The organism is Streptomyces sp. NBC_01431 (assembly GCF_036231355.1).
Classification (GTDB): Bacteria; Actinomycetota; Actinomycetes; order Streptomycetales; family Streptomycetaceae; genus Streptomyces.
Window position 1 is genome coordinate 360,457 of record NZ_CP109497.1, and the last position, 26,075, is coordinate 386,531.

Annotated in this window: 24 protein-coding genes and 2 pseudogenes; 13 read left to right on the forward strand and 13 right to left on the reverse strand. The window is 68.2% G+C overall.

What is annotated here, in order from left to right:
• Positions 1-60: 60 nt before the first annotated feature.
• The 4 genes from OG522_RS39005 to OG522_RS39020 all read right to left on the reverse strand — a co-directional run bounded on the left by OG522_RS39005 (position 61) and on the right by OG522_RS39020 (position 5,850).
• Positions 61-2,433, reverse strand: a complete 2,373-nt coding sequence (locus OG522_RS39005) for a non-reducing end alpha-L-arabinofuranosidase family hydrolase (RefSeq protein WP_329468190.1) — start codon at positions 2,431-2,433, stop codon at positions 61-63.
• Complete coding sequence (locus OG522_RS39010) at positions 2,430-2,585, reverse strand: hypothetical protein (RefSeq protein WP_329468191.1); 156 nt, start codon at positions 2,583-2,585, stop codon at positions 2,430-2,432. Before OG522_RS39010 ends, OG522_RS39005 begins: the two co-directional genes overlap by 4 nt.
• Positions 2,586-3,016: 431 nt before the next feature.
• On the reverse strand, positions 3,017-4,582 hold the full coding sequence (locus OG522_RS39015) for a sigma-70 family RNA polymerase sigma factor (RefSeq protein WP_329468192.1): 1,566 nt from the start codon (positions 4,580-4,582) through the stop codon (positions 3,017-3,019).
• A 236-nt stretch (positions 4,583-4,818) separates the two neighbouring features.
• Positions 4,819-5,850: a DUF6215 domain-containing protein gene (locus OG522_RS39020; protein WP_329468193.1), complete on the reverse strand. Its 1,032-nt coding sequence runs from the start codon at positions 5,848-5,850 to the stop codon at positions 4,819-4,821.
• A 132-nt stretch (positions 5,851-5,982) separates the two neighbouring features.
• Between OG522_RS39020 and OG522_RS39025 the strand changes: the two genes are divergently transcribed.
• Entirely contained in the window at positions 5,983-6,330 is a 348-nt protein-coding gene (locus OG522_RS39025; protein ID WP_329468194.1) for a hypothetical protein, read from the forward strand.
• A gap of 124 nt (positions 6,331-6,454) precedes the next feature.
• On the opposite strand, the gene OG522_RS39030 is transcribed toward OG522_RS39025, so the two are convergent.
• A complete protein-coding gene (locus OG522_RS39030) occupies positions 6,455-9,184 on the reverse strand; it encodes a discoidin domain-containing protein (protein WP_329468195.1) in 2,730 nt (909 codons plus the stop codon).
• Positions 9,185-9,593: 409 nt separating this feature from the next.
• Here OG522_RS39030 and lpdA point away from each other — a divergent pair, with 409 nt between their 5' ends.
• Complete coding sequence (gene lpdA / locus OG522_RS39035) at positions 9,594-11,003, forward strand: dihydrolipoyl dehydrogenase (RefSeq protein WP_329468196.1); 1,410 nt, start codon at positions 9,594-9,596, stop codon at positions 11,001-11,003.
• Between the two features lie 81 nt (positions 11,004-11,084).
• Here lpdA and OG522_RS39040 read toward each other — a convergent pair whose 3' ends face one another.
• A complete protein-coding gene (locus OG522_RS39040) occupies positions 11,085-11,870 on the reverse strand; it encodes a metallophosphoesterase family protein (RefSeq protein ID WP_329468197.1) in 786 nt (261 codons plus the stop codon).
• Positions 11,871-12,118: 248 nt separating this feature from the next.
• On the opposite strand from OG522_RS39040, the gene OG522_RS39045 reads away from it, so the two are divergent.
• On the forward strand, positions 12,119-12,427 hold the full coding sequence (locus tag OG522_RS39045; protein WP_329468198.1) for an immunity 53 family protein: 309 nt from the start codon (positions 12,119-12,121) through the stop codon (positions 12,425-12,427).
• A 21-nt stretch (positions 12,428-12,448) separates the two neighbouring features.
• On the opposite strand, the pseudogene OG522_RS39050 reads toward OG522_RS39045, so the two are convergent.
• A pseudogene (locus OG522_RS39050) lies at positions 12,449-12,675 on the reverse strand (IS630 family transposase); the annotation flags it as partial.
• A 24-nt stretch (positions 12,676-12,699) separates the two neighbouring features.
• Here OG522_RS39050 and OG522_RS39055 point away from each other — a divergent pair.
• The 4 genes from OG522_RS39055 to OG522_RS39070 all read left to right on the forward strand — a co-directional run bounded on the left by OG522_RS39055 (position 12,700) and on the right by OG522_RS39070 (position 13,938).
• Positions 12,700-12,972 (forward strand): peptidoglycan-binding domain-containing protein, encoded by a 273-nt coding sequence (locus tag OG522_RS39055; RefSeq protein WP_329468199.1) that lies wholly within the window; start codon positions 12,700-12,702, stop codon positions 12,970-12,972.
• 145 nt (positions 12,973-13,117) lie between these two features.
• Entirely contained in the window at positions 13,118-13,486 is a 369-nt protein-coding gene (locus OG522_RS39060) for a peptidoglycan-binding domain-containing protein (RefSeq protein ID WP_329468200.1), read from the forward strand.
• A 135-nt stretch (positions 13,487-13,621) separates the two neighbouring features.
• Positions 13,622-13,783, forward strand: coding sequence for a hypothetical protein (locus OG522_RS39065; RefSeq protein ID WP_329468201.1), 162 nt, complete (start codon positions 13,622-13,624; stop codon positions 13,781-13,783).
• Between the two features lie 29 nt (positions 13,784-13,812).
• Positions 13,813-13,938 (forward strand): hypothetical protein, encoded by a 126-nt coding sequence (locus OG522_RS39070; protein WP_329468202.1) that lies wholly within the window; start codon positions 13,813-13,815, stop codon positions 13,936-13,938.
• A 130-nt stretch (positions 13,939-14,068) separates the two neighbouring features.
• Here OG522_RS39070 and OG522_RS39075 read toward each other — a convergent pair.
• A pseudogene (locus OG522_RS39075) lies at positions 14,069-14,360 on the reverse strand (IS630 family transposase); the annotation flags it as partial.
• 375 nt (positions 14,361-14,735) lie between these two features.
• Between OG522_RS39075 and OG522_RS39080 the strand changes: the two are divergent.
• The 3 genes from OG522_RS39080 (at position 14,736) to OG522_RS39090 (ending at position 16,856) form a co-directional block, all read left to right on the forward strand.
• The gene (locus OG522_RS39080) at positions 14,736-15,017 is read left to right on the forward strand and encodes a hypothetical protein (RefSeq protein WP_329468203.1); all 282 of its coding nucleotides are present in this window, start codon (positions 14,736-14,738) and stop codon (positions 15,015-15,017) included.
• Positions 15,018-15,752: 735 nt separating this feature from the next.
• Positions 15,753-16,421, forward strand: coding sequence for a DUF4232 domain-containing protein (locus tag OG522_RS39085; protein WP_329468204.1), 669 nt, complete (start codon positions 15,753-15,755; stop codon positions 16,419-16,421).
• A gap of 204 nt (positions 16,422-16,625) precedes the next feature.
• Entirely contained in the window at positions 16,626-16,856 is a 231-nt protein-coding gene (locus OG522_RS39090; RefSeq protein ID WP_329468205.1) for a hypothetical protein, read from the forward strand.
• 18 nt (positions 16,857-16,874) lie between these two features.
• On the opposite strand, the gene OG522_RS39095 is transcribed toward OG522_RS39090, so the two are convergent.
• Positions 16,875-17,288 carry a winged helix-turn-helix transcriptional regulator gene (locus tag OG522_RS39095; RefSeq protein WP_329468206.1) on the reverse strand — a complete coding sequence of 138 codons (414 nt, stop codon included), beginning with the start codon at positions 17,286-17,288 and terminating at the stop codon, positions 16,875-16,877.
• A 102-nt stretch (positions 17,289-17,390) separates the two neighbouring features.
• On the opposite strand from OG522_RS39095, the gene OG522_RS39100 reads away from it, so the two are divergent.
• Positions 17,391-18,242: an alpha/beta hydrolase gene (locus OG522_RS39100; RefSeq protein WP_329468207.1), complete on the forward strand. Its 852-nt coding sequence runs from the start codon at positions 17,391-17,393 to the stop codon at positions 18,240-18,242.
• A gap of 141 nt (positions 18,243-18,383) precedes the next feature.
• On the opposite strand, the gene OG522_RS39105 is transcribed toward OG522_RS39100, so the two are convergent.
• The 3 genes from OG522_RS39105 to OG522_RS39115 all read right to left on the reverse strand — a co-directional run bounded on the left by OG522_RS39105 (position 18,384) and on the right by OG522_RS39115 (position 21,475).
• Positions 18,384-18,932: a GNAT family N-acetyltransferase gene (locus OG522_RS39105; protein WP_329468208.1), complete on the reverse strand. Its 549-nt coding sequence runs from the start codon at positions 18,930-18,932 to the stop codon at positions 18,384-18,386.
• 310 nt (positions 18,933-19,242) lie between these two features.
• Complete coding sequence (locus OG522_RS39110; RefSeq protein ID WP_329468209.1) at positions 19,243-20,538, reverse strand: alpha/beta hydrolase family protein; 1,296 nt, start codon at positions 20,536-20,538, stop codon at positions 19,243-19,245.
• A gap of 385 nt (positions 20,539-20,923) precedes the next feature.
• Positions 20,924-21,475, reverse strand: coding sequence for a YceI family protein (locus OG522_RS39115; protein ID WP_329468210.1), 552 nt, complete (start codon positions 21,473-21,475; stop codon positions 20,924-20,926).
• A gap of 178 nt (positions 21,476-21,653) precedes the next feature.
• Here OG522_RS39115 and OG522_RS39120 point away from each other — a divergent pair, with 178 nt between their 5' ends.
• Entirely contained in the window at positions 21,654-23,084 is a 1,431-nt protein-coding gene (locus OG522_RS39120; protein WP_329468211.1) for a glutamate decarboxylase, read from the forward strand.
• 344 nt (positions 23,085-23,428) lie between these two features.
• Complete coding sequence (locus OG522_RS39125) at positions 23,429-24,469, forward strand: mechanosensitive ion channel family protein (protein WP_329468212.1); 1,041 nt, start codon at positions 23,429-23,431, stop codon at positions 24,467-24,469.
• A 392-nt stretch (positions 24,470-24,861) separates the two neighbouring features.
• Here the strand turns inward: OG522_RS39125 and OG522_RS39130 are convergent, their stop codons facing one another.
• Positions 24,862-25,554 carry a maleylpyruvate isomerase family mycothiol-dependent enzyme gene (locus OG522_RS39130; RefSeq protein ID WP_329468213.1) on the reverse strand — a complete coding sequence of 231 codons (693 nt, stop codon included), beginning with the start codon at positions 25,552-25,554 and terminating at the stop codon, positions 24,862-24,864.
• Positions 25,555-26,075: the final 521 nt, after the last annotated feature.

Genomic DNA, 26,075 nt, shown 5'->3' on the forward strand with positions numbered 1-26,075 from the left:
AACCATTGGTCTCAGCGCGGGCAGACGGCCCTGAGCCGCGATCACCGTGGATGGGTCAGGTCAGCGCCGCAGCGTGAGGACCCCGGGACGCCAGGGCAGTTGGTCGTAGGGGCCGCTCGCGGTGGGGGACTTGCCCTGGTAGAGGAACTGCAGGTTGCAGGGGTCGATGGTCATGGTCTGGTCGGGGTTGTCGCGGACCAGGTCGCCGTGGCTGATGTCGTTGGTCCAGGTGGCACCGCTGTTGGCCTTGCCCGCGAAGGGGTTGCTCTCGCTGGCGGCCTGCGGGGTCCACGAACCGTTCAGGCTGGTGGCAGTGAACGAGCGGAAGTAGCGCTGCTCGTTCGCACCCCGCGCCTCGACGATCATGAGGTACTGGTTCTGGTCCTTGACCTTGTAGACCTGCGGCGCCTCGAACAGGTTCTTCACCGTGTCACTCATGACCGTCGTGTACGAGGAGCCGAAGCTGCCCGGGAAGTTCCCGATCGGCATGCTCGCCCGGTAGATCTTGCCGTTGTCACCGGCGAAGAACAGGTACATGTTCTGGTCGTCGGCGATCAGGGTCTGGTCGATCGGTGCGGCGCCCGGGATGCCTCCGGTGAACAGCGGATGCGGGGCGGACCAGCCGTTGGGGTTGGTGGGGTCGCTCGACGTGCGGTAGATGAAGGGCCACGCACCCCACTGGTACGCAAGCACCCAGATCTTCTTGGGCGCGAAGTAGAACAGCGTGGGCGCCACAGCGGACTGGCTCATCCCGGTCTGACGGGCCGACGCCATGTCCGACCAGTTCGTGAACGGACTGAACATCATCGAGCCGTACGACGATCCCGACACGTTCGAGGCGTAGACCAGGTGCTTGCCGTTGTACGTCACGGTGGTGAAATCCTTCACCGAGGCCCACCCGTTCGCCGGCTGCGCCAACGCACCCGTCGACGCCCACCGATACGTCGACGGAAGAGCACACGAGCCACCCGCCGGCGCGGGCTTCGTCGGGGTGGGCGTCCCGGACAGACCGCTCCACTTCTGGTTGCCGCCCGACCAGCAGGAGTACAGCTGGATCTTGGTGCCGTTGGCGGTGGCCGCGCCGACGGCGTCGAGGCACAGCCCGGACTGGACGCCGGCGATCGTGCCGTCGGTGTTGATGTTCCACTGCTGGCCGGCGCTGCCGTCGCAGTCCGAGATGACGACCGCGGTGCCGTTGCGGGTGCCCTTGGCCATGGCGTCCAGACACTTGTTGCCGTAGACCATCAGCTGCTTGCTGGAGGTGTAGGTCCAGCGCTGATTGGTCTGTCCGTTGCAGTCCCACAGCTGCGCCTGGGTGCCGTTGGCCCTGGTGGAGCCGTTGATGTCGATACAACGGCCGGAGGGGACGCCCTTGATCTCCCCACCCGTACCGGCCCCGCCAGGAGTGGTACTGGGAGCGGACCTGAGGACGTTCATGACGGCGGTGTAGGCAGCCTTGGGGTTGCCGTTGTTGTCGAAGAGCAGGGGGCTCTCGCTGCTGCGCCAGGAGTCGCGGTCACGGATGCCCCATACCGTGATGCCGGTGCAGCGGGCGACGTTCATGCACGCCTGAACGGCGTTGGCGTAGGCGGTCGGTGATGCCTGGGCGATGTCGAGTTCGGTGATCTGGACGTCGATGCCGAGGGCGGCGAAGTTGGCCAGGGTGGTGCGGAAGCTTGCGGGCGAGCCGCCGGCGCCGAAGTGGCTCTGGAATCCGACGCAGTCGATGGGTACGCCGCGCGACTTGAAGTCCTTGACCATGTTGTAGACGCCCTGGGTTTTGGCGTCCGACCAGTTCTCGATGTTGTAGTCGTTGTAGCAGAGTTTGGCCGAGGAGTCGGCGGAGCGGGCGGTGCGGAAGGATTCCTCGATGAAGCCGTTGCCCAGCACGTTCTGGAACACCGAGCTGCGGTGCTGGCCGCTGCCGTCGTCGGCGAAGGCCTCGTTGACGACGTCCCAGGCGTAGATCTTGCCCTTGTAGTGGGTCATCTCCGTGGTGATGTGGTTGTCCATCACACCGCGCAGAGTGTTCGCGTCGCCGATGGAGCCGACCCAGGACGGAAGCTGCGAGTGCCACACCAGAGTGTGGCCGCGCATCCGCTGGCCGTGCGCGGTGGCATGGTTGACGATCTGGTCGGCGGGGCCGAAGTTGAATTTTCCGCGGGACGGTTCGGTGGTGTCCCACTTCATCTCGTTCTCCGGGGTGATCATGTTGAATTCCCGGTCGAGAATCGTCGAATACGTCGAGTCACCGAGCTTCCCGGCAGCCACGGCCGTGCCGAAGTACCTGCCCGAGGGGGCCGCCTGCGTACCGAGGGCGGCGGCTCCGGCGGAGCTGGGGAGCAGCGTCACGACACCGGCCACCACCGCGGCGGCCGACAGTCCCACCATTACTGTTCGGCGGCGCCGGCCGAGCCGGTGCAGGCCCTTCATGATTCTCCTCGGGGGCCGCGGGTCACTCCGAGTTCCGTGATCGTGAGCGCATCGGCCGGTACGGCCTGATCCGTCGCGGGCCGGGTGCGGTGCAGGACATGAGCCCGTTCCTGCACACCGGTCGCCCGGGGGTCGTGGGTGTGTCGCGTCATGAGAGCGGCTTCCTTCAGGGGATACGTACGGGGAAAACTCGGGGTACCCCGCCACGCCGGCACGTCAAGGTGAGCGACGGGAAGAGCACCCCACAAAGGGGAGGCCTCCGAACTCGCGGTCTCGTAACAGAAAAATGGCGGCGTCCAAACAATTGCCCAGTGATGCATCTCGCGGGCAAAAAGCGTTATGCCGAGCCCTGCGGTCTGGTCGTCCCGGTGAAAAGGGCGCGCCGCCCTGCTCATCAGCGAAGGGTCGGGAGTGGTCCCCATGGCGGGTTGTCGCGGTGATCAACCCTTGGGGCGGCCGCGGCGAGACATGCGTCGATGAACGTCGTGAGCCGAGTGGCGCGCCGAAGCCGGGTGCGGGGCTGGGGTGCGAGAGCGCGCGCCGTCACCGCGCGACTCGGTGCACGACGCTCAACGAACGGTTCTCAGGCCCAGGCCCTGCGGATGATGAAGGAAGCCTGGTCGCCGAAGGCCCGAGTGCCGTCGGAGCCATCGAGCCAGATGCCACCGTCGCGGCAGCGGAGCACCGATCCGGGATAGTTGTGCGCGTGTAGGGTCACCGACCCGGCGACCGCCCCGGGGCGCGGACAGAAGGTGGCGTCTTGACGGAACAGTTCGCTGCCGTCGTTCGTGCTCAGCCGCAGCCGCAGGTCACGATGGCGCAGATAGCGGCCGTCGGTGGCGCGGAAGGTGACGCATCGTGTGTCGGCCAGCCCTTCGATGACCGTGAAGGTGACCCGCTGGCGAGTCTGCGGGTCGCTGGACGCGGAGACATGGCCGAGCGCCGCGAAGTCCCCCGCGTACGTGAGGTACAGGGCGGGGTCGGCAACGGACTCCAGCGACTGCGCACCCGGCAGAACAGTGCCCGCGGCGGCGGACGGACTCGCCGAGGACGGCCCGGCCGAAGGGGTGGCGCGCGACGGGACGGGCGTGGAATTTCCGACCGTGGGAGCGGCGACGACGCCGGGCACCCGATGCGCCGGTTCGGGCCAGGCCGCGTAAGTGACGGTCCCGGTGATGAGCACCGCGCCGGTGGCGAGGGCCAGCACCGGATGAGCGGTCACCGCGTAGAGCTTGCCGATCAGCGAGCCGTGCAGACTGCCGCCCGCCGTCGCCGTCGCCGTCGCCGTCGCTGTCGCCGTGCCGACGGCTGCGTGTGCCGCGGCCAGTCCGGCGGCGCTCGCGGCCGTACTCGACAGCAGGCCCTTGGCGGCAAGCGCGGCGATGAGCCCGGCCGGGACCGCCAGCGGCGCGAGGCTGAGGAGCAACAGTTCGGCCGGAACCCGGGTCGACGTCGTCGCCGCGCAGACCGGGCAACCGCGGGTGTGCCGCGCGATCCGCTTGCGCCACACCGATGTACGGAGACCGTCCCAGCCGACGACGGTCTCGTCCAGCCGCGGACAGCGCGGGTCGGCCGCCAGCGCGGCGACGATCGTCCGGGTCAGTTCCAGCTGCTCGCGCATGCGTTGCAGACGCACTCCGACGTGGGCGACCGTGAGCCCGGTCGCGGCGGCGATGTCGTCACGGCTCAGCAGGCCGGCGCCTTCCTGCAACCACAGTGACAGCAGCACCCGTTGGTCCGGGTCGAGCCACCGGCCCGCTTCCACAACCTGGCGGCGCTCGTCCGACACATGCAGACGCAGGAGCGTCATGTCCTCAGGTACGGCGTCGGGGTCCGGAATGCGGTGTGCCTCATCGATGACCGTGGTCCGGTCCGCGAAGGTGCGTTGCCGGATCCGGTGGGTACTGATCTGGCGCAGCGTGATCGACACCAGCCAGGACCGGAAGCTCTCCGGGGCACGCAGGGCCGGCAGGTCGCGCACCACGCGCAGCAGGGTTTCCTGGACCACGTCGTCGACGTCGGCATGTCCGCTCAGCGCTCGCCCGACGATGTTGTAGAGCAATGGCAGGTAGGCGGCGATCAGTTCCTCGCGCGCCCGATCGTCACCGGCCTGCGCCGCGACGACCAGCTCCACGTGGTCCGTGTCCATGAGCCCCCCATTCCCACCTCCCGCTGGGGAGCGATCCGCCGAGTACGGCGCCACACCCTAGCGTCGGCAAGGGTATGTGGCGAAGCCGGTGCCCGTACCCCAGCTCTCCGGGTTCCGGGTTCCGGGTGGTTAAGGTCGAAGGCAGGGAGGACAGTGCCGACTTGGCGACCTCTGCTTCGCACCGGTTTCACCACTTGCGACGAGGGCAGGCCGCGCGCCAGGAAGGGAACGGGCTCTTATCGGGCAGCCCGTTGGGGGATCGTCGGAAGGACCTTCTCAGCGATGCCGAGGAGAACGCCGTCGTCCGGGACGACGCCGGACGTGCGCCACACGGTGACCTCGTAGTAGCCCCCTCGGTCCGCCTGGTCGAGGGCTATGGACAGCGTTCTGGCCAGGGGGCCTTGTTCGACCGGTCCGCCGGATCCCGGGCCGATCCTGATCGCCATGGTGTGATCCGAGGACAGCACTGCGGGCCGCCCAAGAACCGGAAGCTGCTTGACGTCCTTCTCATTGCCGAACTTCATCAACTTCACGTACTGGGCTATCGACAGCTCGTTGTACGTGGCCGAAAGGTGCACGGTGTACGTGTCGAAACTGACCTCGGCCTCCGGGAGGGCGACCTTCTCGTCCGTCAGGAGAGCTGTGTTGCTCGTACCGGAGGCCGTGGTCGCACTCTCTCCGGGCGTGCCGAGCAGCTGGGCCAGGTCGGGCCGATTGAGCGCCTTGCACAGTTCGTCACCGGTCGCGGCGCGCGGCGTCCCCTTGTACGCCTTCGGCAGCTCCTTGTGTTCCCCGGCCGGACACGTGGCGGCCTGCCGCGCCGTGCTGTTGTCCGACGGCAGCACACGCGGAGCCAACCACAGCGCGGCCGCGAGCGCCCCGACCACGGCCACCGCCGCGATGGCCTGGCCCCACACATTGGGCTCCTTCTCCGGGGCGGCCGGGCCGGGTCGCGGCCCCGCTCCGGCCTGGGGCTGGGCCTGGGCCGGGGCTTGGGTTTGGATTTGGGTTTGCGGGGCGGCGTCGACCGCCGCCCCGTCTGCATGGGTCGCCGGACTCGGGTTCCGGCGGCGTGCGCGCAGGGCGCGGAGCACCATGTGGACGCGTATCGCGGTGAACACGAGGAACACCACGCCGAGACCCGCAGCGACCTTGTCGTGATCGCGGATGGCGAGATACATGATGCGTACGCCGAGAACGGACCCGACCGCGATGAGCAGCGGCTCGCGGACCCAGAACGGCAGAAGACGGAGGAGGAAGCCGAGCATCTGGCGATCTCACCATGGGAGGACCACGTCCGCCGTGGTCGAAGCCACAGTTCCAGGACCATGGAGGGTGGGAGCGACCGGACGGCCCAACTGGGGTCGGTTTCCTCAGCGGGACTTGATCGTTGTCAAGGCATGAAGAAGAGAATGCTGCTCACGGCCCCACTCATCCTCGCGCCCCTGCTGGCAACACCGGCTGCCCACGCCACCGGCACAGGCGTCCTGACCGTCCCACCGCGATCGGGAAACGTGTGCGTCAACCTCACGCGGGACATCAAGACCATCGTGCTCCCCCCGGGCTACCGGGCCAGTATCCACAAGGAGAAGAACTGCCGGGGACACGTCCTGCTGGAATCCACCGAACGCCGGATCACTGGGCTCCCCAGCGGGGCCGCGAGCGTCCACGCCTTCAAGGACTCCTCTGACATCCATCTCCCCCTCGTACAAAGCCTCATCGGGGATCCGTCCGCAGGACCGGCCTGAGCACTCACGCACAAGCCGCTTCAGCGGCCCCGCATGCGCGCAGCGTGGCGCGCATGCGGACGGACGCCGGCTGAGCTCGGTCGGTCCCGGGTCGGTGCGGGCCAGAACACGGCCCGCGCTGCTCCTAGTTCACCGTCAACTCGGCGACACCCGGGTGGTTCTTGGCCTGGACGTCACCTTGCACCGTCAGCCGTACGTACCGCGCGAGTTGCGCGTCGCCCGCCACCTCGCGGTGCCAGTGCCGCCCGTCGAGGGAAAGCTCGATGCTGTAGGCCACGGGCTTGGTGGCGTTCCAGGTGGGAGTGACCTTCTTGACGGGCACGGGCCTGGTGAGGTCCGTCGTCAGCTGGCCGCTCGCGCTGTCGGGGACCCAGGCCGTGGCCGTGTTGCCGTCGACGGCGGCGTCCGCGTACATGCCGGGTTGTTCGGACGAGGCCGTGGCAGTGGTGCAGCGGGCCGCGTTGGTGGTGGGTGTGAGGTCGGGGCGGCGGGTCTTGAGGACGGCGGGGACGTCCCTGCTGACGATCTGCTCGCCCTGGGGGGTGTCGAGCGTCATCGGCGCGCCGGCGGTGAGGCGCACGGTGGTGCGGTGCGCGCCGAGTTCGATGTCGTATGTGCGCCCCTGCCAGGTCAGGCCGTGCAGGGTGACGCCGCGGTCGAGTTGCGGCGGCAGCATCGGGTCGAGGTGGAGGCTGTTCTCGCCCATCCGCATGCCGGTCAGGCCGTTGGTGAAGACCTGTAGGAAGCCTCCCTTGCCGGTGAGGAAGTCCTGCGCGGGCGAGCCCGCCAGGGGGTCATCGGCGCCCGCCTTGTCGCCGCGGGCCTCCGAGAACTGCTCGAACGGGCCGCGTACGAACGGCTTGATGGAACGCTCCAGATAGGTGTACGTGGAGCAGCCCGGTTCGCCGATTCCGGCGGCGTCGATGGCGTGCACCGAGTCCGTCATGGCCGGGCCGTCGGGGTCGGTCCGCTGCGCGTAGTAGTCCAGGGTGGCGGCGTCGGCGCCCTTGGGCATGGGCCACCCCAGCGGGTACATCAGCAGGACCGTGTCGGCCTGCTTGATGGTGCTGCCCTTGTAACCGTCGTACTGCTGGAAGACCTTGCTCCGTGCGTCGTACGGGATCCGGATGTGGTCGGCGATCGCGTTCCACTCCTTGGGTGCCTGCTTGCCGAGCAGTTCGGCGGCGCGGGTGGCGTGGCGCAGGGCGGTGACGGCGCCGGCGTTGGTGAAGACCGCGTCGTCGACGCCGTTGCTGTACTCGTCGGGCCCGGCCGTGTCCTTGATCGAGTAGCTGCCGTCCGGGTTGGGGCTGACGCGGCTCGCCCAGAACTCGGCGATGCCCTGCAGCACCGGCCAGCCGCGATCGCGCAGCCATTGCGTGTCCTTGGTGGCCAGGTAGTACTGCCAGGCAGCCAACGAGATGTCGGACTGGAGGTGGATCTGGGTGCGGCAGTGCGGCGGGTCGACGCTGTGGCACTCCTGGGCCAAATTGCCCGAACTTCCACTGTTCCAGGGGTAGAAGAGCCCTTGATAGCCGAGGTCGCGGGCGTTCGCGCGAGCCCCCGCGAGGGTCCGGTAGCGATAGTCGACCACGGTCTTGGCGAGTTCGGGCCGGGTGGCGAGCAGACCCGGATACATCCACGTCTCCGCGTCCCAGAAGACGAGGCCCGCATAGTTGTCGCTGGTCAGGCCTGCCGGAGCGATGCTGTTGGACGCGCCCTCGCGAGTGTTGGAGAGCAGCCCGTACTGCGCGGACCGCACCCACGACTGCATCTCGGGCTGACCGGGCACCTCGATGTCGCTGCGCCACAGCCGGGACCAGGCGGCGGCGTGGGAGCGCAGCAGGGCATCCCAGCCGCGGTCGGCGGCCTGCTGCGAGGTGGCGGTGGCGTCCCGGCGCGGCGCGCGCGAAGTCAGGGCCGTGTCGACGCCTACGTACTTGGTGACGTCGTACGACTGCCCGCTCCGGACGTGCAGGGTAAGAGCCTGATGGCTCGTCATGTCCTTTGCCTGAGTGGCCTGTTGTGCCTTGACGCCGTGTGTTCCGCTTCCGGCGCGCAAGGTGGAGGCGACAGCTCCGTCCACGTTCGTGCCGTCCGTACGGAAAGCCACATCCATGGTTGGTGCGGTCCGGCCGGCGCTGTGGTCCCCGCTGGTCTGGTCACCGCCGCCGGTCTGTTGCATGCGCCGCGCGCCGCGGCCGTCCAGGATGTCGGTGACGGTCGCCTCCCCGCTCCAGTGCGGCGTCATGCTCATGCGTACGGCGCCAACGTGCGGGTTGACGCGGTCGGCGAGCACCTCGTACACGAGGTCGGTCTGGCGGCCGTCGGCGGCGGTCCAGGTCATCGACGTACGCACCACGCCGCAGTGGAGGAAGAGCGACTGGCGGTAGTGGGAAATCCGGCCGGGTGACGTCGAAGAGTTGAAGGTATCGCCCTGAGCTCCACCCGTAGTGACGGTGAGGGCGGTCCAGGTGGGCAGCGCCGCGACGGCCTGCCGGTCCCCGGCGGTCTGCTTGTTGTGCGCGTACAGGCCGGACACGAAGGAGCCGTCGTAACGCGGGGTGAACAGCGGCCAGCCGGTCTTGGCGTCGCTGTCGGCGTATCCGGCGCCGTTGGGCGGCACGCGCTGCCCCAGGTAGCCGTTGCCGACGAAGGCATGGTGGGTATCAGCCGCATCGATATGGTTGGTGCCGAGCGTCCAGTCGTCGCTGCTGCGGCAGTTAGCGGTCGGGGCGGCGGTGTTTCGCGCCGGCTGCGAGGCCGCGGGTGGCGCGGAGGTGACCAGCACTCCGGCCAGCAGCACCGCGGTCAGTCGGGCAGCACGCGGCCGCACACCGAGGGAGTACGTCATTGTTCTCCGTCACTCTGGTTCGCCTGCGAGGGTCCAGGGACCATAAATTTCCTGAACGATCGGCGTCAATAGCTAGGCACTATTAATCAAGTCCCGAATGCATGAGGGCGACTGCTCGTGTCCAGACCGAGGTGTTTCAGCCAGCGCGCGAGGGTCCGCCGACGGCGGGCGTGCTCTCGGCATGGGGGCCGACGTCAGCGGCGCCGGCCAGGGCCCTCGCATCGGCCCCCCCCCCGAGGAAGTGGCCGATGTCACTGCCTTCCCGCTCTCCGACAAGGCATCGTTCATGCAGGGCGGTTACTACGCGGTGGACGGCGGCTGTGCAGGAGCCTGAAACGGCTGCGGCCCCAACCGAGTTCGGGCGGACCGCGCCGGAACACCCGTACGGACAAGGGAAGTCAGAGGAACAATGAGCGAGCATTTCGATGTCGTCGTCCTGGGAGCGGGCCCCGGCGGTTACACCGCGGCGGTGCGTAGCGCACAGCTCGGTCTGAAGACGGCCGTCGTCGAGCCGAAGTACTGGGGCGGGGTGTGCCTGAACGTGGGCTGCATCCCCTCCAAGGCCCTGTTGCGCAACGCGGAGCTGGCCCACATCCTGACCCGGCAGGCCGACACCTACGGCATCCAGTCCTCAGGCCCGATCACGCTCGACTTCGGTGCCGCGTTCAAGCGCAGCCGGCAGGTGGCCGACGGCCGGGTCGCGGGCGTGCACTACCTGATGCGCAAGAACGGCATCACCGAGTACGACGGCCGCGGCACCTTCACCGACAGCCGCACCCTCCAGATCGCGCTGTCCGACGGCACGAGCAGCACCGTCACCTTCGACCAGTGCATCATCGCGGTGGGCGCCACGACCCGTCTGCTGCCCGGCACCAGCCTGAGCGCGCGGGTCGTCACGTACGAGGAGCAGATCCTCACCGAGGAACTGCCCGAACGCATCGTCATCGCGGGCGCCGGAGCCATCGGCGTCGAGTTCGCCTACGTGCTCCACAACTACGGAGTCAAGGTCACCCTCGTCGAGTACGCCGACCGGATCGTGCCCGCCGAGGACGCCGACATCTCCAAGGAACTCACCCGGCACTACCGCAAGCTGGGGGTGGAGATCCTCACGTCCACCCGGGTCGACGCGATCGACGACTCCGACCCGTCGGGCCCGGTCAGGGTGACCGTCACCCAGAGCGGAACTCAGAAGGTCCTGGAGACGGACAAGGTCCTCCAGGCCATCGGCTTCGCGCCGCGCGTCGAGGGCTACGGCCTGGAGACGACCGGGATACGCGTCGGCGAGCGCGGCGCCATCGAGGTCGACGCCCGCGGTCGCACCGGCGTCCCCCACCTGTACGCGATCGGCGACGTGACCGGGAAGCTGATGCTCGCGCACGCCGCCGAGGCCATGGCCGTCATCGCCGCCGAGACCATCGGCGGGGCGGAGACGATGGAGATCGATGACTTCCGGATGATTCCGCGCGCCACCTACTGCCAGCCGCAGATCGCGAGCTTCGGCCACACCGAAGCACAGGCTCGGGAAGCCGGCTTCGACGTACAGGTCTCCAAGTTCCCGTTCACCGCCAACGGCAAGGCCCACGGCCTGGGAGAACCGGTTGGCTTCGTCAAGGTGATCAGCGACCGCCGGCACGGCGAACTGCTCGGCGCGCACCTGATCGGCCCCGAGGTCACCGAGCTGCTGCCGGAACTCACCCTGGCCCAACAGTGGGACCTCACGGTGCACGAGGTCGCCCGCAACATCCACGCCCACCCCACGCTCGGCGAGGCGGTCAAGGAAGCCATCCACGGCCTCGCCGGCCACATGATCAACATGTGACGCCGGGACGCCCCTCCGGGGGCGTCCGCGCCACCGGGCGAATCGTGGAAGGGGTGGTGAGTCTGACTCACATGAAGGCCACTACCCCTCTACGCGGCCCGTCGGGTCGTGCGCCGGGTCGTCCGCGGACGACCCGGCGAACAGGGCGAAGGCCTCCGCCTCGCCGGTTCGGGCGTTGAGGCAGTGGTCCGCCCACTCGGCTGCCTGCACGAAGGTGGAGCGCGCCACGATGTCTTGGGTCGCACTCTCCACGTCCAGCGGGGTGCGCCGCAGTTGGACACCCGGGCCGAGCAACGCCCAATGTGCGCCTGCCCTGCCGTAGGGCATGCCAACGCTGCCCGGGTTCACTACGAGCCGGCCGGCGGCCAGCCGTGTGTAGGGCATGTGTGTATGGCCGCACACCACGGTGGTGACTGTGGAGGGCAGGCCGGAGAACACCCTCTCCCACCGCTCGGCGGGGGAGTCGACCAGTACCACCTCCTCGTCGTCGCGTGGTGTGGCATGGCAGAACAGCACCTCGCCGAGCCCGTCCACCTCGACGGTGTGCGAGGTGGGCAGTCCGGCCAGGAAGTCCACTTGTTCCGCACGCAGGCTGTCGGCAGCCGAAGGGCCGATCGGGTCCGGGATGGACGTACGCATTCCGCGCCGGTACTCGACGAGTTCGCGATCGGCGTTGCCCCGGATCCACACCACCCTGTCGCCAAGCCCGGCGAACAGGTCAAGGACGTGGGTTGGCTGGGGACCGCAGGCGATGTCGCCGGTGAGCACGATCAGGTCCGCGGCCACGACGTCCGCTTCCGCCAGAACGGCCTCGGCCGCGGGCAGCACGCCGTGGATGTCGGAGAGCACAGCTACTCGGTGCACCATGATGATCAGTATCCGACTCCGCGCTTCATCATGCGTGCGATCACGCCACGGTCTCGGATTGACCGGAGGCATCGCGTGGCAGAAGCCGCTGCCACCGGTCGCCAGGTGCGCCCACCGGGTGTGTAGGCGAGCGCGGTGGCGGTCACGGCGCCGTTGCCCAGCAGGGTGCCGCGTGGTGCCTGGTGCTGTGACCGGGAAGGTACGCCGGGTTGGTTGGTGCGTGCGCGGTCCGCTTAGCATTTGCGTCCATGGCTGAATCCGTGCACGTCCTTGACTGGTTGCAGAGCTGGTACACCTCACAGTGCGATGGCGACTGGGAACACGAATGGGGCATGACGATCGAGACTCTCGACAACCCGGGCTGGGCCGTCAAGATTGATCTTGAAGAGACAGTCTTGGCGGACCGGGAGTATGCCCAATATCGGGTCACTCGGGATGGGCACGACTGGGTCATGGCCTGGACGGCCGAGAGGGCGTTTCGCATCGCGTGTGGACCCGGCAACCTGACCGAGGCCCTCACGCTGTTCCGGGTCTGGGCAACGGTGAGCGTCCCGTAGGTGATGTGACCGGCGAACTGGTCACGCTGCGAGCGCGGGTCGGCCGCCCCAGCGGAGGCCTTTCTCGCTCCGGATGCGGGCGCGTTCGCGTCGCTGTGCGGTGAGGACGTCAGGGTGTCGGTTGTGCTTGTTGCGCCAGCGCAGGTAGGCGTGCAGGGCCCGGGTCTGGAGGTGTGGTTCGGGTGGTGGGAGTTGGCGAGGTTGAATTGTCGCAGGGGTCCGAAGTGGGCCTCGATGGGGTTGGCCCAGCACCGGCACCGGCCACCACGATCATGAAACCGGCGCACTTCACCTGTACCTACACCACCAGCGAACCGCAGCTGGCGTCCGGCAGTACGGGCGCGGCCGTGAAGCAGGCCCAGTGCCAGCTCAACAGCGTCCTGGACCGTCGCGTCACCGTCGACGGCATCTTCGGCAGCGGCACCAAGAGCGCGACCATCGCCTTCCAACAGTGCGCAGGGCTGTCCGCCGACGGAATCATCGGACGCGATACCTGGGCCGCCCTGGACAACTGGTGGCTCAACGACATCGACTGCCACAAGTAGCCGCACCTCGCCGGCACACACCGAAAGGCCACAACCGCGCCGTGTCCGACCGGCCAAGCCTCGCTGCTCGGCCGGTCGGACACGGCCCGACCAAGAACGCCCGTAGAGAGCATCCGATCCCGCTCACAGCGACAGGGGGGACCTCATGGCACCACGCCCCACCAGCGCCGCCGTCACCCGGTGGACCACCGTGGCGGTCAGTTGCGCAGCTCTGCTGTGCTCACCACTCGTCGAAGTTGCCGCGGCCCAACCGGCGCCCGGCCCGTGCCAGTACGCCCCGTGGAACAGCTGGCACAGGCCGCCCAGCGCGCCAGAGGTACGCCAGCTCCAGTGCGAGCTCAGCTATGCGCTGAGCGACTACCACGGTCCGATCACCGGAGTCTTCGATCAGCGCACCCTCGCGGCGCTGCTCCGCTTCCAGACGTGCGACGGACTTGGCGCCGACGGAATCTACGGCCCGCGCACCCAAGCCGAGCTCTACCGCGTCTACTTGAGCGGACAACCCGCCTGCTGAGGGATGTCGAAGGGCGTCGAGCACCGCCGACGTTCGGACGGCTGCGGGTCAGTACGACTCGGTCCTCTCCGGTCCGCCATGCCGCACTCAGGTTGGCGCGCTGCCGACGCAGGCCCTGTGGTCCCATCGGCCTCGATGCGGTCGACCACCGTGCTGTCCCCCGCTGTCCTCGGCGGGGCCGCGATCACCGCTGCCACAGGCACCGCGAGCGCTGCCTCCGGCGCATCCTGCATCAGCCAGGGCCAGAACACGTACGCCGTCGATCCGTCCAACTCTCAGCCGATGAGCACCTGTTGAGCTCCCCCAGCGCCAGCGCGTCGTCCTAGGTGCCACCGCCAAACAAGCTGCTGAACTACGACGTGACCGATGGGTACGCGATCGACGGGTACGCGACCCACGGCTACGGCTACGGCTACGGCTACGGGTACGGGTACCTTCCCACGGCCTGGTGATGAGGAGCGGCAGCGCCGGACTCGGCGCGCCTGCCCGGCACGGTGATGACACCTCCGGCCTCGCGCGGTAGGCGGCTCGGCACGGGCCCCGGGCCGCTTACACGCAGAGGGCCGGGGCCGGATCATCTGCCGGGCGGGTGGCGGCCGTCGCCATGACGAGGACTTGGTCGTCAGTGCCGAACAGGCGGGTACGGCCTCCTGCCCATCGAGGGCTCAGGCAGGTCAGCCGATCTCGTAGAGCCGGTGGATGATTTCCCGGGCGGCGTACTCGTCGGCCTGCACCAGCTCAGCGATCACCGGGACCCGGTTGCCGCCGACCGAGGCCATCAGCATCATCACGCGCGGGTAGCGCACCGAACTCGTGCTGTCCCGCGCACAACTGCTACCGCAGCTGCCCCTCCTTGATCGGTCGATCTGCGCACATGGGCCTGTATTTCGCAGCCAGCCAGCCAGCCAGCCAGACGGCCAGACGGCGAACGACGACGTCAACTACCCCACGGCCCCGCGGCGCAGGTTGGGGATGAAGAGGAGCTGTAGCAGTTCGTGGCCTCCTCGACCCGGCCGGTCCCGCGGTGCGAGAGCGGTTGGCCCGCCGGGCGGTCGCCGAGGTGAACCGCAGGTGCGGTGGAGGACGCCGAGGGTCCGCTCGTAGGCGTTACGACTTCAGAGTGCTTCCACAACAAGATCATGGTTTCCGGCGCGCCATCGGGTGGTTTAGGGCGATTTATATTAATTTGCATGACTGTAAGGGATCGATCTGTCGCGGATCGTGTCCACTTCACTCCAATGGAGATGACATGAACAAGCTTCGCAAGGCCGCCGTCCTGGTCGCTGCCCTCGGTAGCCTCGGGATGCTGGCCACCGGCACGGCCCAGGCGCACGACGGCGGGAAGGGCGGCGACCAGTTCGGCATCAAGCAGAGCAGCAACTGCAAGTCGCACGACCTGAACCTCGACATCCTCGGCCAGGTCGGCATCCTCAACGGCCTGCTGGGCAACGGGCTCAACGGCGAGGGCAACCCGGGTGCTCAGAACACCCACATCGGGTCGAGCATGGGCTGCAACAACACCGCCTTCTGAGCCAGGGTTACAAAGTTGTGGCTGCCGTACCGTAGCTGGTCAGGACGTTGAGCCTCTGGCTCGGACGAGTGCGTGTGACTGTCCATCGGTGCATGATGGGCGTCGCGACCTGACCAGCGCAGGCGCCACGATCGAAGTACACAGAGAAGCCCCCAAGTCTCGCCGTAATGGCGTGACTTGGGGGCTTGTGTGGTTCACGAACGAGTTGGTGCCACTCGGCGGGAGCAGCCGCCTCCGGCTAGGTCGCTGTGGTCTTGGCGTTCTCGGCTTGTTACTTGACCGCTGGGCGGCGGCTGTGTTCGGCGACGGTTTCGGGGCGTCTGATCGCTTTGTACACGCCGTAGCGAGTGGTGGGTCGTTGGTGACTCAAGTCAAGTGGGCGACCTGGGCTTGGAGTTGATGACTGGTGGCGGGTTCCCTTGGGGGCCCACCGGCCGACCAGCGACGAGAAAGTCCGGACCCCAACTGCCAACTGGCGGGGGAACGTAGGGATCCTCGCCCGTATCTGGTCACCGATGTCGGCGGCGTGCTGTGCGCGTGCGCCCAGCCGCCGAAACGGTGTCCGGCGGTCGCCCCTTGAACCAGGCTGGTGACCGTACGGTGGCGGCGCCTTGGCGGAGCGTGCGGTCAAGAGGCCTGTGACAGAACGAAGACGTCGCGAAGCACCGCCTGTAACCCGGTGCGGGATACAAATACTTCCGACCGCACGCACCGCCCTACTTCTGGGGGAACACCGTGAACTACACCCGCATCACTGCTCTCGCCGCCGTCGGCCTCGCCGCCACCCTCTCGCTCACCGCCTGCGACAACAACGACTCCGGGAACAACTCGTCCTCCAAGGCCTCCCCGTCCTCCGCGCCTTCGTCCTCGGACGGTGGCTCGAAACCGGTGGGCGCGGGTTCCGCGGGCTCGGGGGCCGGCAACGCGAAGTCGGGCTCCGGTCAGGACACCGCGGCCGGCTCCGGCGCCGCGAAAGGCGAGACGAAGACCAGCAGCAAGAGCACGTTCTGCAAGGCGGAGGACCTGGCCATCGACGCCCAGGACGCCGCGACCGACAAGAGCTCCGGCAGGATCAACATCACCATGATCAACCGGGGTTCGACCACCTGCTCGGCAACGGGCTTCGCGGGCGTCGACATCAAGGACGCCGACAACACCTCGAACCCCATCGAGCGCGGCCACGCCCAGCCGCGCATAACCACCCTCAAGCCCGGCGACGCCGCTGTCTTCGACATCGCCTACAACATCGACAGCAGCGGCAACAGCCTCACGCACCCGACCAACATCCTGGTGACGCCCCCGAACGAGACCCACACCGTGAGCCTGAAGTGGCCCTCCAGTGCTGGGCAGATCAAGGGCGCCTACACCGACGTCGAGGTCTACCCCACGCACACGACCAAGTAGAGGCGATGACCGCGGTCAGCCGGTGCCAAACTGCCGTACCCGGGCAGGACGTTGGCCGTTCGAGGTGCAGCCGGCCCGTGTGGCTTCGTAACCGGGAACTGACACGAAATGTCGACGAGTTTGGGGTTCTGGTACATCTCTGGGGGAGCGGGCGCGGAGCGTCATCTCGGTGTCGATGGGGGCCCGGTCGATCAGCTTGCATGATTGCGCACCAACCCGGAGAAGCTCGATCAGGCGCGCAGCCACAACAAGTGCGGCTCTCTCACGGTGGTCGGCCGCCGACGTTCGGCCCGGGGCGACTACCGTGAGCGGTACGCGGTCGAGTGGGGCATAAATCGGCTCAAGAGGCACCGCGTAGTGCCCACGACGTGCGGCAAGTTGGCGGTCCGCCACGAGGTGACCGTCCTCGTCGTGGCCATCAATGAGTGGCTGTGACCAGCGCTTCGATGCACGCTAGGGGGCGGGTGACTCATCGGCGAGCTGGTTGTTGCGGTCGATCTCCGGCATGTGTGTCTCGGCCCAGCCCCGTAGGGCTGAGAGCGGTCTTTCGAGGGACAGGCCGAGGTCAGTGAGCCGGTAGTGCACGGCGGGCGGCACGGTGGGTTCCACGCGGCGCGCGACCAGGCCGTCGCGGGCCAGACTCTGCAGGGTGGCGGAGAGCATCTTCTGTGAGATGCCCGGTATACGACGTCGCAGTTCCGCGAAACGGAGCTCGTCCGGAGCCTCTTCGGCCAGCACCTTGACCACCATCGACGTCCACTTGGTTCCGATGCGGTCGAGCAACTGGCGGGTCGGGCACGACGGATCCAGCAGGTCACCGCGCTCACCGGGCCGCTGGTCGCGGCTGCTCGACTTCGACGGGGTCACCTTGGGCTCACCACCTGATTCGAAAGTGCTCTCTTGGGCGGACCAAGTTAGTTCCCTAGCGTGGCCTTGTCACCATCGTTCACCAAGTACCTGGAGGGCCCCATGCCCGAGCTGCGACGCGTCCCCGTCAACGGTGTCGAACTGAACGTCGCCCTCGCCGGGTCCGGCCCAGCCGTTCTGCTGCTGCACGGCTTCCCTCACACCTGGGAGTTGTGGACGGACGTCATGGCCGATCTGTCCAGCCGCTACCGCGTCATCGCACCTGACCTGCGCGGGTTCGGCGCGAGCAGCCGGGCCGCCTCCGGATACGACGCGGGCACCCTGGCCGAGGACGCCGCGGCGCTTCTCACTGCTCTCGGCGTGTCCTCGGCCGCGGTGGTGGGCATCGACGCGGGCACCCCGCCGGCCTTCCTCCTTGCGCTGCGCCACCCCGGTCTCGTCCGGCGCCTGGTGGTGATGGAGTCCCTGCTGGGCAGGCTGCCCGGTGCCGAGGACTTCCTCGCCGACGGAGCGCCGTGGTGGTTCGGCTTCCATTCCGCCGCGCCCGGCCTCGCCGAGACCGTCCTTGAGGGCCACGAGGCCGCCTACATCGACTGGTTCTTGCACGCCGGCATGCTCGGCGACGGGGTGCGCCCCGCCGTCCGGGACGCCTTCGTCTGCGCGTACACCGGTCGGCAGGCGTTGAGCTGCGCGTTCTCCTACTACCGGGCCCTGCCCGAGAGCGCGGTACAAATCGAGCAAGCAGTCACCACTGCCCGCCTGACCGTGCCGACGATGGCGCTGGGCGCCCGCCCTGTCGGTGCTGCCCTGGAACGTCAACTCCGCCCGGTCACCGACGATCTCACCGGACACGTCATAGAAGACTGCGGCCACATCATCCCGCTGCACCGACCGCGCGCCCTGCTCTCGCTGCTGCTTCCGTTCCTGGCCGGAGAGGAAGCCCGAGCGGCCTGAGGCGGAGCGAGAACCCGAGGACCCGAGGACCACAAGCCGAGGCACGCTGGCGCCACGCCTTACAACTCGCCTAATCCGTACGGCACTTCGCATGTCACGGCCCGAACCGGGACGATCACCATGTACGCCGCGGCCGTGAAGCTATCCGGCCTGAACAGCCTCTGCCGGGACCTCGAAGATGATCGTGAGTCCGTCGCGCTCGTTGCCCTGCTCACCGACGCGCGTGAAGCCGAACCCCTCGATGGTTGCCAGAGAGGCGGTGTTGTCGGACCCGATCCTCGCGCGCACGGTCCTGACCCCGGGTTCGGCGGCGGCCCGGACGAGCAGCGTCCTCAGCATCGCGCGGCCATAGCCCTGGCGGCGGTACGCGGGCACGACGGTATAGCCGACCTCGACCATGCCGGACTCGTCCGGCGGCCCGTGGAACCCCGCGTCCCCGACGACGATCCCGTCCGGCTCGGACACCGCGGCCCGCGTGATCCAGGGCGCGGCAGAGGGGTCCTTGGCAAGCTGATCGGCACGGTAGCCGAAGATCCTGCGGGCTCGTTCACCGACGAAGTGTTCGTCAAGAGCGACCCCGGCCTCGGCGCTGCCGCCGGCGAGGTCACCGTCGGCAAGGGCCCGCAGCGCTCTTGCGCTGAGCTCGACGAAGCGGACGAGCTTGGGGGCGGAGAGAGGTTCGTTGTTCATCGCGGTGATGCTCACCCAGAGCCGGAAAGCTGTCCACCGCTTTTCGGCACGGTGACCGCCACACGGGCGCCGCGATACCTGCGCCGGTCCCGTCTCGTGATCGCCAAGCGCCAAGCGCGTAAGTGGCGGCCATGGTCGGAGAGTTCTGCTCAGCACGGGGACATCGCTGATGTGGAGATGCGCATTGGTGTGTTCGTTGTGAAGGACCTGTCTCATCGCGGCACGGCCGTCTGACAGGCCTTGAAATCTTCGGTTCGGCGATGGGGGCGATGGGTGTGTGTTCTGCGATGAGAGGTGTCAGACGGGTGGCTCAGCTGGTGCCGGTGTCCAGCGGAGTGCAGGTGGCCGGCGAGGTTCCGCCGTGGGTGCGGAGGAAGGCAAGTGTGTCGCAGAGCGATCGGCCCAGGACCTGTAGGTGGCCCGCGGCCGGATAGGTGCGATAGTGCACGGATGGCGAGCCGAGTTTGCGCAGATGGGCGACTACCTGGGCGGTCCAGACGGCCGGCACGTCCTGGTCGGCCTCGCCTTGGATGATCAGTGCCGGGACGGGTACAGGGGCGCGGTCGGGATCACCGTAGGCGCCCATCCGTTCCCCGATTCGGTTCAGACGGTCGGCACTCAGCGGCAGCATCTCCTCGGTGTCCAGGCCCTTCAGCACCATGGCACTGTTCGTGGCGCAGCTGTTGAGGACCCGGGAGGCGGTGGTGGCTGCCGCGTTCCCCAGCAGCGCGCGCAGGCTCACCGACGCGTCGGTCGGGTCGACGGCCGCAAGCCCGGCGAGGGAGTACAGAGCGAAGGACAGCTCGCCGGGCACGTGGGATGCCTTCACCCCGGTGAGCATCCCCTCCAGATGGCTGGCCGGGGCAATGGCCACCACCCCGCCCAGGCGCTGACCGCCAGGTGGATGTGCAGCGTGCGCGGCGAACAGGGCGGCCTGGCCGCCTTGGGAGTGCCCGACCGCGAACCACACCCGCCCCAAGCCGGGCACCAACTGGTGGGCGGCGGTGACGATGTCGGCCACCGCATTGCCCTCGTCCGAGCCGACCAGATACGTGTGCATCCCCGGTGTCCCGAGCCCGGGGTAGTCCGAGGCAGTGACCGCGTATCCGGCGCGCAACAGCGCACCGAGTTCCTGGATGTAGGCGGCCGAACCGAGATCGGCCAACCGGGAGGGAGCGCAGGCATCGGCCACCCCGGTGGTGCCGTGTGCCCAGGACACCACCGGCCAGCCGCCACGAGGAGGGGAGCCGGGTGGCAGCAGCACTGTGCCGCTGACCGGGACGTCTGCGCCACGGCCGTTGGTGGAGTGGTGGACCACAGTCCAGCGCCGGGCGCCGGCCAGCCGGGCATCGGGGCCGTGATCGGTCGCGGCGATCAGCTTGCCCGGCGTCCCGGCCGGTAGCGGCTCGGGCACGCGGTACGTCTCGCCCGTCACGGCTACCGTCGGCGGCACGGCGCGATCCGATGGGCTGGTGGCCGTATGCGGGGAGGTGCAGCCGACCGCCGCGACCACGGCCGTAACCACGACGGTCAGCAGCCCAGCCATGCGCCGGCGCGCGCCGTCCGAACCCGGTACCGCACCGTACGGGGGCTGGGCTGACTCCATGTGGGCGACGCCCCTTCCCGCGTGATCCGTCAGCTGATCTCACCCTGGCATCGCCACCCCTGTCCACGCATCCCAGGGTCCGCCGCCCGTGCGATGTGGCGGCTACGCGAGCCACAACGCCGCCGCGATTTGCCGAGCGACAGTGTCACGGAGCCGGAGGTTGAGCCGGAACCCCAGTTTCGACAGCACCTGGAACTCAACGGATTCGAATGGGGTGGCCCGGTGACTTCTGCGTCCCGCACCTGGATGATGTTTGCCATGCGGGTGCGGGACGGCATGCGACCTGGCCACTGCGGTCTTTTCGCCCCACGGTCGCTTCGCTGTGTGGTGGGGCCGTCGACCGGGTGCGCCGAACGTTCGGGCGCGGCTAGTTCTGGTAGGTCTGCTAGTTCTGCTTGATCGCGGAGATGTCGAATTCCAGGACGACCTTGTCGCCGACCAGTACGCCGCCGCCTTCCAGCGCCGCGTTCCAGGTCACGCCGAACTCCTTGCGGGAGATGGTCACCGATCCCTCCAGGCCGACCCGCAGGTTGCCGTAGGGGTCGACGGCATTTCCGGTGTACTCGAAGTCGATGGTGACCGGGCGGGTGGTGTCCTTGACGGTCAGGTCGCCAGTGACGCGGTACTCCGTGTCGGAACGCGGCTCGATGGAGGTGCTGCGGAAGGTGATGTCGGGGAAGTGCGGAGCATCAAGGAAGTCGTTGGTCCGCAGGTGCTGGTCGCGCTGCTCGACGCCCGTGTCGATGCTCTCAGTCTTGATCACCACCTGGGCGGTGGAGCGGGACGGATCGGTGCCGTCCAGGTGGGCCGTGCCCTCGAACTGGTGGAACGCGCCGCGGACCTTGGTCACCATGGCGTGGCGGGCGACGAAGCCGAGACGGGTGTGGGCTACGTCGAGGACGTAGTCCCCTGTGAGCTCAGACATTGCGGCAGTCATGGTTGAGGTGCCTCCTAGGACGGGATCCCGGCGGCGATATGCCCGGATCGTTTTGGACTCACGCTACGGCGCGACCGGGTCCAGTCCCGGCCGGACGCACGGGGCGGCGGCCTTCGGTTGTCGGGCGGTCGCCTGGGTACCCGGGAGGGGACCTGTCTCCGGGAAGGGATGCCCTGTCATGGCTTTGAAGCACCCCCGTCACAATGGACGCGGCTCTCGCAGCGTGGAGGCGAATCCGTTGTTCAGCCGCGAGCCTGTGACGGTCGCCCGCTACGAGATGCCGCGCCGGGCGGTGGACCCGGACACGGCGTACCAGCTGGTGCACGACGAGCTGATGCTTGACGGTAACGCCCGGTTGAACCTGGCCACCTTCGTCTCGACGTGGGCGGAGCCGCAGGCACTGCGACTGATGTCGGAGTGCGCCGAGAAGAACATGATCGACAAGGACGAGTATCCGCAGACCGCCGAGCTGGAAACCCGGTGCGTGCACATGCTCGCCCGGCTGTGGAACGCTCCCGATGCCGATGATGCGGTGGGCTGCTCAACGACCGGGTCCAGCGAGGCGGCGATGCTGGGCGGCCTCGCGCTGAAACGGCGGTGGCAGCAAAAGCGGCGCGCCGAAGGCAAACCCGCAGACCGGCCCAACCTGGTGATGGGCATCAACGTTCAGATCTGCTGGGAAAAGTTCTGCGACTACTTCGAGGTCGAGCCGCGCTACGTCCCCATGGAGGGAGAGCGCTACCACATCAGCCCGCAACAAGCTGCCGAACTGTGTGACGAGAACACCATCGGCGTTGTCGCCGTCCTCGGTTCCACCTTCGACGGCAGCTACGAGCCGGTCGCCGACCTCGCCGCCACCCTTGACGATCTTCAAGCCCGAACCGGGATCGATGTGCCCATCCACGTCGACGGTGCGTCGGGCGCGATGATCGCACCCTTCCTCGACCCCGAACTGGTCTGGGACTTCCGCCTCCCACGCGTCACCTCCATCAACACCTCCGGTCACAAATACGGCCTGGTGATGCCCGGCGTCGGCTGGGCGCTGTGGCGTGACACCGATGCGTTGCCGGACGATCTGGTCTTCCACGTCAACTACCTCGGCGGGGACATGCCCACCTTCGCCCTCAATTTCTCCCGCCCCGGGGCCCAGATCATCGCCCAGTACTACAACTTCCTGCGCCTCGGCTTCGACGGCTACCGCCGCGTCCAGCAGACGTGTCGTGATGTCGCCACTCGCCTCGCAACGGACATCGCCAAGCTCGGCCCCTTCGAACTGCTCACCGACGGCCGTCACACACCTGTCTTCGCCTTCCGTATCAAGGACAGCGTCGACAACTTCACCGTCTTCGACGTCTCCGCAGCCCTGCGTGAACGCGGCTGGCTCGTACCCGCCTACACCTTCCCGGCCGACCGCACCGATCTCGCCGCACTGCGCATCGTGGTACGCAACGGATTCGGCCACGACCTCGCCGACCTCCTCATAGAGGATCTCCGCCGCGTTCTGCCGCGCCTCGAAAAGCAGCAGGCCCCGCACCGCGACGAGGAAGACGCAGGCGGCTTCGCCCACGGAGCGGAAACCAAAAACCCGCGCAGCTCCGGCCATCACTGACCCCAAGTGCTACGCCATCCAGGGCGCGATGGCTCATGGCTGCGCTGGCTCATGGCCGCGTTGGCTCAGGGCCAGGAGCAGCGCCCGGTGCGCCCCGCGCACGACGCGGCACGCCGCCCGGAGCCCTTCGCGCTCGCGGAAGCCGGGGTACCAGTGGCTGGTGCTCGTCCGTCGTGCCGCCACGACAGCTGCGTAGTGGGCTCCTGAAGTGAACTGAGGTAGCGAGCCGTTTCGCTCGCGGCTCCTCGGTGAGCCTCGTCGAAGAAGTTCGGAAGCGGACGTGTCATCGGAAGCGGACGTGTCAGGGGAACCGCGAATTCTCCCTCGGAAAGGATGAGGTGTGCATGGAGTTCACAGTGCGCCCGTTGTTGGTGGCGGCAGGCGTTATTGGCGCCACCTTCGCCGTGGGGTGGGCTGCCGACCTGGTGTTGCGCCGGATCGCCTCCCGTCATCCCGCGGCGCCCCTGTGGCAGCGGTTGCGCCGCTGCCGGGTGCCGCTGCAAGTCGCCTCGTGCACAGGGCTGTTGCTCAGCAGCTACCGGACGGCCGGGGTTGGCCAGGACCATCACGTCGGCATTGACCGTGCGTTGACACTGTTGCTGATCGCGTCCGTGGGATGGCTGAGCCTGCGGATCGCCGGTGCTGTCGTCGACTCCGGCTACGCCCGCTACGCTTCCGCCTCGCATGATCCGGCGCGCGTACGGCGGGTGCGGACCCAGGTTGCCCTCATCCAGCGGGTCGTGACCGCCGTGGTGATGGCGGTCACCGGTGCCGTCATGTTGATGCAGTTCCAGGCGGTGCAGACGCTGGGCACCTCGGTCCTGGCCTCAGCGGGAGTGATCGCCGCGGTTGCCGGTATCGCCGCCCAGTCGACGCTGGGCAACCTTTTCGCCGGCCTCCAGATTGCTTTCGGCGACATGGTCCGCCTCGGTGACACGGTGGTCGTCGAGGGGGAGTGGGGCACGGTGGAGGAGATCACGCTCACCTACCTCGTGGTCAGGACCTGGGACGAACGCAGGATCACCATGCCGGTCTCGTACTTCACCAGTCGGCCGTTCCAGAACTGGTCCCGCGGCGGTGCCCAGATGACCGGTACCGTCTTCCTCCACGTGGACCATGCCACTCCGGTCGCCCTGCTGCGTGAGCAGCTGCACCGGGTCCTGAAGGAATGCGACGCCTGGGACGGGCGCTCCTGGAGTCTCGTCGTCACAGATACGACTCCCAGCACGATCGAGGTGCGGGCGCTGGCCACCGCGCGGAACGCGGACAACATCTGGACGGTGCGGTGTGCCGTCCGGGAAGGGCTGGTCGGCTGGCTGCGGGACGAGCATCCGTACGCTCTCCCCAGGATCAACCACACCCCGGCACCAGGGCGGGAACCATGAAGCCGGCTCGGCGCGGCCCGAGTGGAGCGACGTGTACGAACACGACGTGCCCCGCGACGACAAGCTGCTGGCCCCTTCGGGTCACCCGGCCACCACGGTCCGTGAGCAGGAGCCGGCCAAGGGCCTGCCGCCGCCGCTGAGCTCCGCTTTTGCCCATGAGGGCGGCCGCGTCGGGTGCCTTGTGGCCGGAATGAATCGACGCGACCGATATTCGTCAGCCGCGGGCCTGATCTGATCTGCCCGGGTTCCGGGGGTGGGGAAGGCGTCAATGGGCCAGCGGGTTCCGTTGCGGTTAAGGCGCCAGCGGGCCGACGGTGCCGTGGTGGTCAAGGAGTCAACGGGGCGGCGGGCCTGTGGGGGGCACGTCAGCGGGGCGGCGGGTTCCGTGGCGGTCAAGGAGTCAACGGGCCGGCGAGAGTCGCTGCTCCCGCCGCGCGGTCTCCGGACCACGAGATCGACGCGTCGTCTGCGGGCAGTCGGCCCCAGAGCATGAGCAGCAGCTGCTCCGCCGTTCCGGAAATCTCGGCGACAGGCTCGCCAGGCCCGTGAGTCCACGACTGGCCGGTGTCCGTGGCCCGCAGCCGGAGTGCATGGCGCGGCGGTTCAGCCCGGCCGAGCTTGACCTGACGCGGCGCCATGGTGTCGAAGACCTCCGCCACGCCGTCTGCCGCGAACTCCGGGTCGAAGGGGAGGGCTTCTCCCAAGGCGTTCTGCGCGTCCCAGCGGTGGATCAGCATCTCCTGAGCGCGCCGCCGCTGCCAGAAGCCCACGGTGTGCGGCGGGTAGAAGGTCCACGCCTCGTTGGCCGGATCGGTGTCCAGCACGGCCAGCAACTCGTCTGCCGAGGCGTCGAACCAGCCCCGCACTTCGTCGTCCACGCGCGGCGCGGACGGCGCTTCGTAGTCGCCGCGCTTCTCGGTGACCGCAGCGGCAGCCCAACGGTTGCCCCGGCCCATGTGCTCGGCGAGACCGCGCAGTGTCCAGTCTCCGCAATGGATGACGGGCAAACTCAGGTCGTGCCCAAGGCAGGCGCTGAATGCGTCGGACTCCTGGCGCAGCAGCTGGAGGTAGGGAAGCGAAGCCATGGACTTGACCCTACCCAGCCCTCTCCCGTGGCCCCGCGGGGCACCCCGTCGATGCTCTCGTCCCAGCATTTCTGAGAAGCCGTATCTCTATCGGTCGCGAGGGCGGTTCTGATCGAACGGTGGCCATCGCGGCGGCGGGGGGTCTACGGGCTGCCGTTCGCCGACGCGTCCCCGGCCCACCGCGCGCTCGTGTGCGAAGCCCCCGACCCGGCCGCCGTCGGCACGAGGGGGCCCCGGTCGGGTGATCTCGGTCGGGTGGCCGCGTAAGCACGGGGCCGCTTGGTAGCTCGGGGTTGCGACGCCTGCTCAGTTTCCCCGCCGTGAAGTGGAACAGCTCCTCCCAGACCAGGGACGAGGGAAGCCCACAATCGGTTCGGCGAGTACAGCACCCACGAACTCGGCATCCAGCCCGAGGCGTACGACGCGAAGCTCGACGTCGACTTCACGCCGCTTCGCGAGCAGGACCTGACCGCTGCCGGTCTCGGCCAGGCCGCGTGAGCCGTGAGGTGCCTAGCTGGTGA